The sequence below is a fragment of the Chitinophaga sp. LS1 genome (assembly GCF_034274695.1).
GTDB lineage: Bacteria > Bacteroidota > Bacteroidia > Chitinophagales > Chitinophagaceae > Chitinophaga.
This window is the reverse complement of sequence record NZ_CP128362.1, coordinates 4828016-4843091: the sequence shown is the minus strand read 5'-3', so window position 1 is coordinate 4843091 and position 15076 is coordinate 4828016. Positions and strand designations below refer to the sequence as shown.

General features: G+C 46.3%; 10 protein-coding genes. 3 read left to right on the top strand and 7 right to left on the bottom strand.

The window, feature by feature from the left end; genetic code table 11:
- Positions 1-7: 7 nt before the first annotated feature.
- From QQL36_RS20075 to QQL36_RS20060, 4 genes are all read right to left on the bottom strand, one after another.
- Positions 8-3223 (bottom strand): TonB-dependent receptor domain-containing protein, encoded by a 3216-nt coding sequence (locus QQL36_RS20075; RefSeq protein ID WP_321566578.1) that lies wholly within the window; start codon positions 3221-3223, stop codon positions 8-10.
- Between the two features lie 120 nt (positions 3224-3343).
- On the bottom strand, positions 3344-4291 hold the full coding sequence (locus QQL36_RS20070) for a FecR family protein (RefSeq protein WP_321566577.1): 948 nt from the start codon (positions 4289-4291) through the stop codon (positions 3344-3346).
- Positions 4292-4339: 48 nt separating this feature from the next.
- The gene (locus QQL36_RS20065) at positions 4340-4936 is read right to left on the bottom strand and encodes an RNA polymerase sigma factor (RefSeq protein WP_083721811.1); all 597 of its coding nucleotides are present in this window, start codon (positions 4934-4936) and stop codon (positions 4340-4342) included.
- 226 nt (positions 4937-5162) lie between these two features.
- Positions 5163-7310, bottom strand: a complete 2148-nt coding sequence (locus tag QQL36_RS20060; protein WP_321566576.1) for a DUF6055 domain-containing protein — start codon at positions 7308-7310, stop codon at positions 5163-5165.
- Positions 7311-7808: 498 nt separating this feature from the next.
- Here QQL36_RS20060 and QQL36_RS20055 point away from each other — a divergent pair, with 498 nt between their 5' ends.
- Genes QQL36_RS20055 through QQL36_RS20045 form a run of 3 tightly spaced genes read left to right on the top strand, consistent with a single transcriptional unit; the run spans position 7809 to position 11144 of the window.
- Entirely contained in the window at positions 7809-9245 is a 1437-nt protein-coding gene (locus QQL36_RS20055; protein ID WP_321566575.1) for a circularly permuted type 2 ATP-grasp protein, read from the top strand.
- Between the two features lie 10 nt (positions 9246-9255).
- Entirely contained in the window at positions 9256-10197 is a 942-nt protein-coding gene (locus QQL36_RS20050) for an alpha-E domain-containing protein (protein WP_083721814.1), read from the top strand.
- A gap of 11 nt (positions 10198-10208) precedes the next feature.
- Positions 10209-11144 (top strand): transglutaminase family protein, encoded by a 936-nt coding sequence (locus QQL36_RS20045; protein ID WP_083721815.1) that lies wholly within the window; start codon positions 10209-10211, stop codon positions 11142-11144.
- An 84-nt stretch (positions 11145-11228) separates the two neighbouring features.
- On the opposite strand, the gene QQL36_RS20040 is transcribed toward QQL36_RS20045, so the two are convergent.
- The 3 genes from QQL36_RS20040 to QQL36_RS20030 are packed head-to-tail and all read right to left on the bottom strand — an operon-like array spanning position 11229 to position 15024.
- Complete coding sequence (locus tag QQL36_RS20040; protein ID WP_321566574.1) at positions 11229-12638, bottom strand: APC family permease; 1410 nt, start codon at positions 12636-12638, stop codon at positions 11229-11231.
- 9 nt (positions 12639-12647) lie between these two features.
- Positions 12648-14096 carry an aldehyde dehydrogenase (NADP(+)) gene (locus tag QQL36_RS20035; RefSeq protein ID WP_321566573.1) on the bottom strand — a complete coding sequence of 483 codons (1449 nt, stop codon included), beginning with the start codon at positions 14094-14096 and terminating at the stop codon, positions 12648-12650.
- A gap of 22 nt (positions 14097-14118) precedes the next feature.
- Positions 14119-15024, bottom strand: a complete 906-nt coding sequence (locus QQL36_RS20030; protein WP_321566572.1) for a dihydrodipicolinate synthase family protein — start codon at positions 15022-15024, stop codon at positions 14119-14121.
- Between the last annotated feature and the right edge of the window lie 52 nt (positions 15025-15076).

Below are 15076 nucleotides of genomic sequence, written 5' to 3'. Positions count from 1 at the left end.
TCCGGAATTAGAAGTTTAACTTTAAAGAACCCAGCCACTGACGTGGTGAAGAGTAAGTGGCATAAGAGATACCGCCGGTAGTGGCACCACCCTGTCCCTGTGCAGCACCACTGATGGTGGCTTCAGGATCAAAACTGGATGCACTGAAGTTCAGCGGATTCACAGCCATAAAGCCAATCACTACAGAACGTACCCTGTTGTTCAGCTTACTACCCTTCAGCGTATAGCTCATACCGATCGTCCTTACTTTGATAAAGTCCGTCTTTTCTACAAAGCGGTTTGTAAAGTTCAGCCAGTTAGTACGACCGTTCTTTGTAATCTCCGCCTGTGGAATACCTTCATTGGAAGCGCTGTAATAAAAGCGGAACTGACGGTCGAAAGAGTTGGCATAAGCCCCTTTCTGATAGTCAGCATTCGCAAATACTTCCAGGTCTTTAAAGCGGAAGTTCAGACCCATGCTACCAAACAGGTTAGGAATAGTCGTGCCCAGGTACTGCTGTGCGGTTGTAGAAGCGAGTGTACCATCGGCTGCAAATACACCTTTGTTCCCTCTCAGGTAACCAATAGCATATCCTTCCTGTACCACTGTCTGAATCGTTCTGGCACTAAAACCGTTGATGTTAAATGCAGCCACACCACCGCTGCTTTGCACCTTATTATACAGGGTATTCACAGATGCATTCAGGCGAAGGGAAGTATTCTTTGTCTCAATAGGTACTACCACAAAGTTGAATTCAAAACCACGGTTCAGGATCTTACCTACGTTGTAGAGCTGAGATTGTGTCTGTCCGCTCGAAGGCGTAGCAGGTACATAAAACAGGGCATTGTTCGTCAATGAATGATAATAACCTGCGGACAATAAGATCCGGTCATGCACAAAACCCAGGTCCAAAGCACCTTCTGTGGTCTGCGTCTTTTCAGGCTTCAGGTTATCATTACCCGGCTGACCAAAATACGCTGCCTGCTCATTCTGATAACCACTGAAAGCAATGGTACGCTGATTGGCAAAAGCAGTCGGCAGATTCCCGGCTACCCCAAAGCTTCCTCTCAGTTTCGCAGAAGAGATCACTTTGGAGACGGCGTCGAACCAGGGTTCTGCACCAGGTATATAGGACAATCCTACTTTAGGATAATATTGCACACCAATGTTTTTACCAAATGCAGGATTTCCATCACCTCTTACACCCATATCGAGAAAGAGTTTATTTTTAAAGCCCACATTCTCCTGCAGGTACATACCGTAGTTCACCACCTCTAAATAATATTCATCGCTGGTTTTGGTAGCGGCACCGGTTATGATCTGTGCACCATCACGGATATTACTACCTATATATTGGATCTGCTGATCTTCGTTGCGGAAGTACTGGCCACCGGCAGTGGTTACAAAGGAGAAGTCTCTCCACTTAGCCTGGTACTGGCCATTCAGTTCCAGGGTGATACCCATGTACTTTCTGTCCGTATTGCTCACGCTACCCTGATCTACCACATTTGCATTCGTGGTAACAGACAGGTATTGGTTCGTAGTGATCACCTGATTGCGCATCACACGATAATCAATACCACCCGTTGCTTTGAACACGAGGTTCTTAAGGGGAGAATATTTAAATACCTGTGAAGTCTGGAAACGGTTTACCTTAATACTGTTGTTCTGCAATTGTTCTGCTTCGTCTACATATGCTTTCATCTTCGCATAGGAAGCGGCAGACAATGTATCGATCACAGGACTGAACTTAGGACCTGTGATGGCGCTTGCACCACTCTCTGCAAACCATAATCCTGTATAGCCACCCTGGTTACCATTCCTGTTACGTTTGTAGTTATTATTGATATAGGTAAAGCTGCTTTCGTAAGTGACTTTCTTACCCAGTGCGGCACGGAAACCGCTGGAAAAGTCTACACGTTTGTTCCTGTTCTGGTCATAGATCTGTACACCCTGGCTATTCATATAGTTGCCGGAAAAACTGTACCCAAAGTTGTCCTTACCGCCATTGATCGCGAGGTGTTGTTTCTGATAAAAACCATTCTGGAACAGCAGATCTTTGGTACGTTTGAAGTGCAGGAAATCGGCGGTAGGTGTTTCAACCCCCATCTGTGTTTCGGCAGTCACGTCAGTTCTGTCAGAACCACCTTTTTTGGTAAAGATCTGGATCACCCCGTTTGCCGCATCAGAACCATACATTGTTGTAGCAGCACCACCGTTGATGTACTCGATCTTTTCAATATTGTCCATGGGAATATCTGCGATAGAGCTCACAGCAGCACCGGTAGCAGACCCACCACCGAGTTTGGAAGCAGTATTCAGGTTATCCATTCTCACACCATCCACATAAATAATGGGTGTAGAGTTTACAAAGGCGGAATTTACACCTCTTGCACGGATGATGGAGGTAGCACCTGCCTGACCACCAGTAAGGCGGATCTGGGCATTTGGAAGACGTGACTGAAGGATCTGATCGATTCTACCGGAAGGTGCCTGATCCAGCTCCTTAGTACCAATAGACACGATGTTTGAGGAGAGTCTTCTCTTGGAGATATCCTGTCCCTGACCGGTCACCACGACTTCGTCCAGCCCCATACGGTCGGCTTCCAGCTGGAAGTTAAGCGGGGCACCGGCTTTGTCGCGGGTCAGGTTGATTTCAATTTTCCTGTAGCCCAGGGAATAGATCACCAGAGTGATCTGCTCCTGATCCTGCGGAAAACGCAGGGAGAATTGACCATCCACACCGGTAGCGGTTCCTGAAGAAGTACCTTTTATGGCAATGCTCACGCCTGGCAGCATTTCGCCGGTGGTTTTATCACTTACTTTACCAGAGATAGTGATCTGTTGCATGAGCAGGTATTTCTCATGGTAGGATACCTTGTTCAGCACGATATATTTCTCATTTACCTGACGGGCTACCACCGGGTAAATATTGAGGATGTCTTTGAGCACATCGCTCACTGACTTATTATTCGCGTGGTAGCTGATCCTGCTACTATCGGGAATATTGTCCTGGTTGTACCCGATCACAAAAGCAGATTGCTTTTCGATAAGGGCCAGCACTTCCTTAATAGGTCTGTTATCGACCTGGAGGCTGACTTTCACTTCGTGCATAGACTGGCCGGAGCCGGTGGCTGCAAAGGAAATGACCGAAGAAAAGAGTATCAGAAAGCTCGTTAGTCTCATTTTCAGGGTAAATAGCTTTTTAAACAGGTTGTAATAACCTGAGAAAATTTTTCGCATCTTTGATGTAGTTTTTAATGTGAGTTGAATCCGTTAAAAATGTGACGTACTGTTAGCAGTGCGTTATCCGCCGGGAGTGTTGCAACCACTTCCGGCTTTTTTCGTACTGCATACGCCTTTTTAATTTGTTTTTGGCACTTGAATGATCACCTGATCTGATTTAATTGTGTATGTAATACCGGTCAGGCCGGCGAGTACTTTCAGTACTTTAGTAAGCGGTTCCCGCGAGAAACTGATTTTGTAATGCCCGCCGTTCTTACCTTCTCCATTCACGATGACAGGTATATTATATTGTCGTTGCAGCTCCTGCCCTATTTCTGCCATGCTGCTGTTATTGAAATGAAAAATGTTATTGCGCCATGCACCCGGCATACCGGCATCGGTGTCGGCAATGTCGGAGGTACCGGTTTCAATGTGATGGATGAGGGCTTTATTCGCCGTGAGACATTCGGCCATGACCTGGTTGTTCACGTCATTGGAGATCCTCACCTTACCAGTACTTACACCAATAGCCCAGGTATCTTCTCCCGGCCAGGAGCGGATATTAAAGGAAGTACCCAATACAGTGGTCCGGATATGTCCGGCATGGATAATAAATGGATGTGTGGCATCGGTAGCAACGGTAAAAAACGCTTCACCGGTGAGGGTAATGGTACGGTCTTTCCTACCAAAATCACCGGGAATCACTAATGAGGTACCGGCATTCAACTGTACGACAGTACCATCGGGCAGGCGGATAGTTTTTCTGCTGCCAGCAGGTGTGCTTACCAATTGATCTGCATGAAGAAGGAGCGGTTTCTTTTTAGTGATAAAAAAAGAAAGCGTGGAACCCAGCAGAATGAATACTGCGGCAGCAGCGTACCAGTATAGTTTGCGCACACGTGCAGGTGGATTGATTTCCTGTAATACGTTGGAAATTATTTCATCCTTCAGGCGTGCTTTATCATTTGCAGATAAAGGTGTTTCATTAAAAGAGTCGTACCATGCTTCGACCTGTGCGGCTTCCGCAGGTGTAGCTTTGCCCTGCAGGTACCTGGATAAAAGGAATTTTAGCTGTTGATTGCTCATAACATACTATACATCTCTTCAGCAAAAAAGAAGTACCGGTGAAGTATGTTAAGGAATTATGAAGAGTATAATAAGGACGATACCGGCGATATCGTTTTGCTCTTTCAGGTAAGTGCGGAGGTAACGTAATGTGATGGAAATATTATTTTTCACGGTCTGTTCAGAGAGGGAAAGGCGCAGGGCAATTTCCCTGGTAGAAAGTTGCTGGTAGCGGCTCAGGCGATATGGCAGGCAAAGGCGGTCTGGCATGCGGTCCAGGGCTTCATTGACCTGTTGTTCCAGCTCTTTTGTTTCGAGTAGTTCGATGGCGGAAAAGGTGGTTTGCTGAGGGACTGTTTCTGCAAAAAATTCTTCATTATATATGGGAGTGTGCGGACGGCTGAAGTGATCAATGATGCAGTAACGGGCAGCGGTGAAGAGGTAGCTGCTAAGGCGACCGTTTTCGTCGGGGGTGATGGTGTCGCGTTTTTTCCAAATGGTGATGAAGATCTCCTGTAGGATGTCTTTTGTGTCGTCTTCCTGCTTCAGGCGGGCGTGAATATGGGCATACAGCTCTTCCCAATACCTGTTTACCAATGCAGCGAAGGCCTGCTGATCCCCAGTTTTAATGAATGCTAGTAGTTGGCTGTCCGGATACTTTTCCATATTAGGGTACAAACATACTCACCGGATGTAAACTGAATATTAAGTTTAAAAAAGGGCCTCTGTAAAAACAGAGGGCCCCTTCATCTCAACATTCCATAGTATTTTTAAAAGGATTGATAGCGACTGCCTGCGATAGCAGTTGTCAGTTCCGGATAAGATTACCTGCGATAGCGGTTCCGATTGGATTACCTGCGATAGCGGTTCCGATTGGATTACCTGCAGCAGGCTATTTAGTAATGACTAATTTTTTTGTATATGTCTGCGCCCCACTCACCTTCAACACATACACACCGGGCGTCAATGCTTTGTTTATATTTATATTATTCTTTCCTTTCACTCCCTGGCGCAATACTTCTTTCCCCTGCGTATCATATATTGATATTATCAATGCTTCTTCACTATCAAAGTTGAGAAGACTTACATTAAACGAGGTAGCAGCAGGATTTGGATATATTATCACCTCTTTTGTAGCTATCTTTGCAGCAGCTGCCGCTGTGGCAGGGCATGCCACACTTCCTGTAAATGCCATCTGCGTATCTGTAAACCGGGTATAAGCACTGTTTACATCCGTATTAGAGGCATCACTGGCACCTTTGCCATCACAATCAGTACGGCCATTATTTGTATGTGGCACCTGCAAATACACACCTGCCGTACTACAACTTCCTATTTCCGCATCGCCACCAACGGTTACGCCTGTACCAAAGGTCACCCCCCATTCCATCGCATCGCCTTTTATAATCGCATTGTTGCTCACAGTACAATAACTTAACAACGCATTGTCCGTTACCTGCGCGGTACCGGAGTAAGTACCATACCATACATTTGCATTGCCATTGATCACCACACTACCAGATACTGCCGCACTTTCCACCCATGCAAAACCATCTATCCTGGCCGTACCGGAAATATTGCTGGTACCTAATACGATGGCATTAGGACCTACATAAGCCGTAGAAGCCACAGTTGCTGTATTCGCTACCCAGCCACCACCATTGGAGTGCGCATGTCCATTTGTTTTGTAAGCAGCGCGGAAGGTACTTTGATACCCTTCGGGTACTGCATTTGCAATACGCAGTTCATAAGGATAACGTTTGATCTTTGGCCATCCCGGCTCCCATACATAAGAAGTATGTGTAGTGGGTGCACCCATCACAACCAGGTACAATTTTGATTCATTGCTGTTGAGTTGAAAACTGATCTGGCTTTCATTGGCATTATTCAGGGTACCATAGCGGGAAATCGTGCCATCTGCCAATGCGGTGACAAAGCCATACCGCCAGCCGGCAGTGCTGTTCACCTCAGTATGTCCTTTGAATTTTACGGTCACCAGTCCGGAACTACAGGTAGGATACAAAGGGATGATGTTATATCCATAATCCTGTGGTGCAAAAGCATCCGGTACCACATAACGACCGGTAGTGGCATTGATCTGAGTGAGAATAGTATTTAACCGCCATACATAATGCGGTTCACTGCTGATGAGTGCATCCCGCTGTGCACGGATAATACCGCCAAATCCATTCACCGTATAATCAGCCGTCGATTCTCTTTTTACATATTCAAACATAAAGTCGTTCAGCTGTGATTGGGTCCATCCTTTTAAACGACGATAGGTGATTAAGGGATGTTCGTTGGCAACCGACTCTTTCCAGAGTCGATTGACCATGGAGATGCCATCGAGTTGCTGTATAGTAAATAATAACCGGAAGGCGTCATAGTGGTGACGGGTGGAGCTATAGTGAAACATGGCTGTTCCCATCCATCTGGGCATATCGTCTGATGCAAAGCGGGGATACATCTGGGTGCGCATAAAATTGGCATGTGTTTCCCAAAAGAACCCGGCAGGTTCATAATTGACATAACCACCACCGACGGTGTTTTCCTGGATGGAGATCATGCCCTGCAGGGAATGGGCGAGTTCATGGCTGATCACCCCTCCATCGCGGGTGGCATTGGGATGTACCCACATGGCCCCGATGGTGTTGTCGTAAGTACCGCCAAACGCCCAACCGGTAGGACCATTGGTACCCCAGGTATCGTTCATAACGATAATGATCTTGTACTTCCCGAGGTTTTTAGTGGAGGTGTCAGTGCAGAACTTAATCTCGGAGATGTACTTCGTGTAAATCTTTTCCAGGGTGTCGCAAATGGACTGCGGGTTAAAGGCCAGGTTCGCATCGGAATAATTAGCAGGGTCAGTGCCTACTACACTACCCCAGAAGACAATGAAGTTCGTGGATTGATAAGACCGGGTGTACGACCAGGTATTCAGAGGGGCCGTTGAGAACTCGGTAGGTATAAATACCGACTTCTGGGCGGCAGCGATGCCTGTAATGAGCAGGCACCATACTAACAGTACATGTGTTTTCATGAATTGTGTTTTTTAATTGTAACTGGGTTTTAAGGAGTTATAGCATGAGGGTTTGCTATTGATAGGTTTTTCTAAAATTAGGAGAAATGAGGAGGGCGGGCGGTACGGATATTAACCCGTTCTGGTCCTATCATAACCATATCAAAGCTTCGATGCTTCTTCGATGCTTCTTCGATGCTTCTTCGATGCTTCTTCGATGCTCCTTCGATGCTCCTTCGATGCTTCTTCGATGCTTCTTCGACGCTTCTTCGATATAACTTCAATATTAACGGTGCACTTACAGGGCACCAAAAGGGCACTTCATTATCCTTACGATATTAAGGTGCCCTTATAATGTACTATTGGTAGCGAAGCTGTAACGAAGCCACACTATAGCTTTAGCGGGGTTTGCCCGCTTTTTAACACATATTAAATAAAATTATATATACGCATTTCCAAAAACAATCCTCCCATTTCATTATATTGTAAAAATCCAGCACCAAATTTTATCAATTACTTATGGGATTTTTGGACCAATATGACCTTCCACCCAACATTTGGGACGAGATGTACGATCACCAACAGATAAGGGAGCACTATCACAAAGTCTTTACTTCGCTGGAACAATTCGATGTCAGTGCTCTTCAGCAGAAAGACCGCCTTGCTGGTGAACTCTTTATGAATCAAGGCATTACATTCACAGTGTACAGTGACGATGCCGGTATTGAACGCATTTTCCCCTTCGATATCATTCCCCGCATCATAACCGGGAAGGAATGGGACCATATAGAATTGGGCATTCAACAGCGTTTAAAGGCCCTGAATCTCTTCTTAAAAGATATTTACAACGAACAACAGATTTTAAAAGACAAGGTCGTTCCTGCGTCTCTTATTGCCACCTGTCCACATTATACCAGAGAGGTATTTGGGATCAAAGTTCCCCATGACATCTATGTACATATTTCCGGAATAGACCTGATCAGGGGCGAGGATGGAAAGTTCTATGTACTGGAAGACAACCTCCGCACTCCTTCCGGGGTGAGCTATATGCTGGAAAACAGGGAGGTGACCAAAAGGATCTTCCCCGAAATGCTGGCATCCAGTCATGTGCGCAGGGTGAATAACTACCCCCTTATGCTCCATGAGATCCTTTTACAAATGGGGCCGGCACAGATCTCTAACCCACGTGTGGTACTACTCACACCCGGTATTTACAACTCTGCTTATTATGAACATGCTTTCCTGGCCAGAATGATGGGGATCACCCTCGTAGAAGGCAGGGACCTGGTCATCGATAATCATAAGGTATATATGAAAACCACGGAAGGCCTGGAACAGGTACATGTGATCTATCGCAGGATAGACGATGAATACCTGGACCCGCTGGCGTTTAAGCCGGATAGTGCACTGGGAATTCCGGGGTTAATGAATGCTTACCGCATGGGCAATGTGGCGATTGTGAATGCCATCGGAAACGGTGTAGCCGATGACAAAGCAGTGTACGCCTATGTACCGGCCATGATCCGGTATTACCTGAATGAAGAACCCATTTTGCCCAATGTACCGACTTACGAATTGAGTGATCCGGAACAGCGCAAACATGTTTTTGAACATATAGGGCAAATGGTGATCAAGCGTACCAATCAGTCAGGTGGATATGGCATGGTGATGGGTAATAAAGTGACTCCTGAAGAATGGGTGAAGGCCAAAGCCACTATTGAAGCAGATCCTCGTAGCTTTATTGCACAACCGATTATCAAACTTTCTACAGTTCCTTGTTTTATTGACGGCACTTTTCAGGCCAGGCATGTAGACTTACGCCCTTATGCATTATGTGGACCCCAGGGGGTACAGATCGTACCCGGTGGACTCACAAGGGTGGCCTTGCGCAAAGACTCCCTGATTGTGAACTCTTCACAGGGCGGGGGTAGTAAAGATACATGGGTTATTGATTAAAATTATTTTCATGCTAAGTAGGATTGCGGATTCACTATTCTGGCTGGCCCGTTATATGGAAAGGGCCGAAGGTTTACTAAGAGTTACCTCTACACATTATCTCCTTTCTCTCGACAAAGATGTAAATGGTGCGCTCACCTGGCAATCGGTACTTGAGACCTTCACCACCGCTACTCCAGCAGAGATTGAAGCGACAAAAGATCAAACTGCGGATGCGTTGAAACTGTTGCTCACCAGCAACAGCAACTCCAATTCATTGAAAGTGATCATCAGCAAGGCAAGGGAGAATGCGAGAGGTATACAGGATTATATTACCAAAGAAGTATGGGAGGAAGTAAATTCCTTTTATCACCTCATCAATCAGCCTACGCTCGATAAACGGTTAGCCAGCTATGAAGCAGCAGATATGCTGGACATGTTCACAAGACATAGTGTCTTGTATACAGGCATTACTGATATCACCATGGCACGGGGCACGGGCTGGGCGTTTATGAATCTTGGAAAATACATTGAACGGTGTTTTGAGACCATCGTGCTGACAAATAAACACTACCAGATCAATCATTACAAGATCCATGAAAGCAAGGACATCATGCAATGGCGACAATTGCTCATGTCCCTTTCCGGATATGAATTACATTTGAAGACATACCGGTCTTCTGCGGATAATCACGATGTATTGCACCAGGTATTGTTCAACGAAGACTTCCCGCATTCGGTAGTGTATTCCTTAGGACGCATTGACCGGCATTTGCAGGATGTAACAAAGCGCAATTTCTCGGAAGAAAACGCTGCATTGATGCGTTGTTTCGGACGATTGTACAGTAAGGTAAAACATACTGACCTCGAAACACTGAACAATCATACCTTACATCCTTATATGGAAGACCTGCGGGGCGAAGTACAGCACTTTACCAGAATGCTGGGTCAACAATTTTTTTCTTACGCATAAGTGTTTGCTATATGCCTATTTTCAGAATTCATCATATTACAAGGTACGAATACGAAAGACCGGTCAAAGAAAGTGTGAACGAGATCAAGATCTTCCCTTCACAGTGTCCGGGACAGGAAGTTTTGCAGCATGATCTGTCTATTACCGGGCATCCGGATGTACAGACATTTACGGATTACTTTGGGAATAAGACCGGCGGGTTCAACATACTGGCTGCACACAAGTTGCTCAAGATAGAAAGCAAATTACTGGTAAGGACTACCGCTACTTCGCAATTGCAGTTGAATTTCCATTCAGGGTTTGAGCAATTGAAAGATGAGGTACTGGGAGATTTACAATTGCTAGAGATGGCAAGGACTGCGTCTATTGAGGCACAGGATGTGATCAACGATATCCAGAAATCGATCTTTGCCCAGGGGAAAAGTGTAGCGGCAGTAACAGAACATTGTAGTGAATATATCTTCAGACATTTCAAATACATCAAAGGGATTACAAATATCGAAACCACGGTTGATGAAATTTTGCACCACAAGGCAGGTGTGTGCCAGGATTTTGCACACCTGATGCTGCAGATATTGAGAAGTTGCCAGATCCCATGCAGGTATGTGAGCGGTTATATTTGTCCGAATAAGGATGGATTAAGAGGTGAAGGAGCTACGCATGCGTGGGTAGAGGTATATATACCCGGAACAGGATGGGCGGGGATTGATCCGACCAATAATGTATGGGTAACCAATAAGCATGTGAAATTAGCGGTGGGCAGGGATTTTAGAGATTGTACACCTGTAAAGGGAACTTTTAAAGGACCAGCTAAACAGCAGCTATCTGTATTTGTGGCTGTGGGGTATGAAGATGGGTATGTATTTGAGGAGTTGAATAATGTACATCTACAGGACCAACAGGAGCATACGCAGAAGGAAGAAAGCGAAGGCGCAGGCCAACAGTAGTTTTTCTTTGCATTACTCACGCTGCGAAATAAATTGCATTTACATTCGCCGGCCGCCAGCCAGCAATAAAAAAAATGGCGCTTGCTAAGCAAGCGCCATTTTTTTAGTTCCAAAAAGATAATACGCAGGAATCCCCAACAACACAATCAACAATCCCGGCCAGGTATTCTCCCACTTATACACCAGCAATGACAAACAAATAATCGTCGCTGCTATAATATACATCATAGGAATAAACGGATACCCAAACGCCTTATACGGCCTTTCCATTTCCGGCCTTGTACGCCTCAACCTGAATATCCCCGCTATCGTAAGAATATAAAAGATCAACACCACAAAGATCACATAATCCAGCAGCTGCCCATACCGCCCACTCAAACACAATAAGGAAGCCCATATACATTGACTCCACAACGCCTTCCCCGGCACCGCATTCTTATTCAACAACCCCATTTGCTTAAAAAACAACCCATCCTTTGCCATGGTAAAACACACCCTCGCTCCTGACAATATCAACCCATTCACACACCCAAACGTAGACACCATCAGCAACACAGCTATAATCACCGTACCATTATTTCCAAAGATGCGTACGGCCGCCGCCACCCCTACCCTATCATTCTCTGCAAATGCAATTTCGCGCAAAGGCAGTACTGCCAGGTAAATCAGGTTAGTGGCAATGTAAATCATCGTGACCAGCAATGTACCAAAGAACAAACTGCGCCCGATATTCTTCTCAGGGTTTTTAATCTCCCCAGCTATAAAGGTCACATTATTCCAGCTATCACTACTAAACAACCCGCCTACCATACTCGCCGCTATGGCTCCCAACACCGCAAATCCGGAATAAGACACCAGCTGCGCAGGCTCCAGCTTATTAAACCCAAACCCGCTCTGCCAGTTCGCATCCCACACCTGCTTATTTGCTGCAAAGCAGCCAAATACGATCAGTGCCAGCAATGCGACAATCTTTGTCAATGTAAAGATCGTTTGAATTAACTTCCCCTCTCTCACCCCCCGCGTATTCACAAAGGTGAGAAAGATGATCAGCAGAATAGACGTGACCTGTGCAGCCGAGATTTTTACAAACCCCAGATCTGCCAGTATATGCGTCTCACTCAATATGGGAAACCGAAAGGCTGTGAACCTTGCAAACGCTACACCTACTGCTGCAATCGTACCCGCCTGTATCACTGTAAAGAAACTCCATCCGAACAGGAACCCTGTCAGGTCATTGAAAGCTTCTTTCAGGTATACATACTGTCCGCCAGCATGAGGAAACATTGCACTGAGCTCACCATAACTCACAGCCGCCGTAATGGTGAGTACCGCTGTAATAACCCATATCAGTATCAGCCAGCCGGCCGAGCCTACATTGCGGGTGATATCGGCACTCACGAGAAAGATCCCGGAGCCGATCATGGATCCTGCTACGATCATTGTAGCATCGAGCAGGCCAAATGAACGTTTAAATGATTTTGGTTGATCTGACATAGGTGTTTTTTATCTGGTAAATTCGTTATCGACCAGTCTCCATATTCCTAACGGGTTTGATTTTTTTAATGCATCGGGCAACATACTATCTGAAAAGTTCTGAAAACATACAGGTCTTACCCAGCGGCGAATGGCACTGGTACCCACACTGGTAAAGCGACTATCTGTCGTAGCCGGATAAGGGCCACCATGCACCATTGCAGCACATACTTCCACGCCGGTAGGGGCATTGTTCAATATTATCCTGCCTGCTAAAGTGGCCTGCAATGCAATCAGTGATTTGTAAATAGTCGTATCCTTATCTGTACCGACCACTGTAGTGGTGAGTTGTCCTTTCAGGCTTCTCAGTACTTTCCCCAGTTCTTCTTCATCGGCACAGGATACCAGTAATGAATACGGGCCAAAGAGTTCTTCTGCCAGGTGAGGGTTTTGTAAAAACTCAGCCCCCGTCGTGCGCGCTACGGCAGGCCAGGCTTCTGTTTCAGCAGGTTCGGCTGTTTGTCCGACCAGCGTAACCGCTTCCAGTGAGAGTACGCTGGCACGTCCTTTTACATAGGCCGCATGGATACCTGCGTGCAACATCTTTGCAGGTGAACTGGCAGCTATTGCACCGCCTAACATATGTGCGAAGTTGTCCAATGCATCGCTTTGTATACCGAGCAACAAACCGGGGTTGGTACAAAACTGTCCCATACCGAGGGTAATACTTGCAGCAAAGGTTTGTGCCAGTTGTGGTCCCTGTGTGAGCAATGCATCCTGGTAGAATACAACGGGGTTCACACTGCCCATTTCTGCAAAGACAGGGATGGGGGTTTCTCTTTGTGCAGCGTATTGTAATAACGCTTTACCTCCATTGAAAGAACCTGTGAATGCCACACCGGTAGTAGCAGGATCCATGACCAATGCCTTGCCTGTTTCATAGCCTTCGTCGGCTACATGCTGCACGGTATGCGCAGGGAGGTCTGTCTTTTCAATGGCACTGGCAATGGCCTGGTAGGCCAGTAAAGAAGTGCGTGGATGTGCAGGATGACCTTTCACAACCACGGTTGCACCGGCGGCGAGGGCACTGGCGGTATCACCACCGGCAGTAGAAAATGCAAAAGGGAAATTGCTGGCGCCGAATACGACTACAGGGCCTATAGGCAATAACATCCTGCGCAGATCGGGTCTGGCAGGGGTATTTTCTGGTCTGGCAGAATCGATGACAGCTTCTACCCAGCTACCTTCTTTGATCAGGTCAGCAAATAATTTTAACTGATTGGTGGTGCGGGTCAGTTCACCATTGAGACGGGCAGCAGGCAGATTGGTTTCTTCGCCGGCTGTCTCAACCATGATTGCTCTTTGCGCTTCCAGCTCAGTAGCGATGGTTTCCAGTAATGCAGCACGTACAGCAGGGGTCACCTGTCTGTACGTTTCAAAGGCCTGTGCGGACTGCTGCATGATCTTTTGTATCTGCATGCGATGTGATTATATTGAAATGTTAATATACGGGCAACTTCGGTTTGTTGGCCAGCGCGGTATTGATCACAGCGAGAATTTTTTCTCTTTCCGTTCCTTCCAATGGCAGGCGGGGTGCCCTGACTGTTTCGGAACCCAGACCTACCAGTTGCTCAGCCAGTTTAATATACTGCACTAATTTAGGGTGTAAATCCAATTCAAGCAAAGGCAGGAACCAGCGATAGATAGCGAGGGCTTCCTGTATCCTGCCAGCTTTGGTGAGGCGGTATATTGCCACCGTCTCTTCAGGGAAGGCACATACCAGTCCTCCTACCCAACCATCGGCACCCAGCATGATCTCTTCCATAGCTAACGTATCTACCCCACAGAGTATTTTGAAGCGATCGCCAAACCGATTGATCATACGGGTCACATTAGAGACGTCTCTGGTAGATTCTTTAACAGCCTGTACGTTTGGAAATGCGCTTAATTGTTCAAAAATATCAAGGGTTACTTCGATCTTATAATCAACGGGATTGTTATAGATCATAATCGGCAGGTCAGTGGATGCGGCTACGGTTTTGAAGTAAGTAGCGGTTTCTTTTTCATCGCTTTTATAACGCATGGGTGGCAGCAGCATCAGGCCTTTTGCACCCCATTTAGCAGCAGCTGCTGCCTGTTTTACGGCATCGGCGGTAGCGCCTTCTGCAATGTTGAGTACCACCGGGATCTTTCCCTGCACCTTTTCAACTGCATATTTTGTGAGGGTTTCTTTTTCAGCGATGCTGATGGTACTGGCCTCACCCAGTGAACCACCGAGGATCACGCCGTCAATTCCGGCTGCTACCTGTGCATCCAGATTTTTGCCAAACAGAGATAGGTCAAGTTCATCTGATGGTGTAAACTTGGTGGTAAATGCAGGAAATATTCCTTTCCATTCAATAGCCATAGACTGTTTATTTTTTTTTCAAAAATATCTACTACAATGTAAGGGGGCCGCT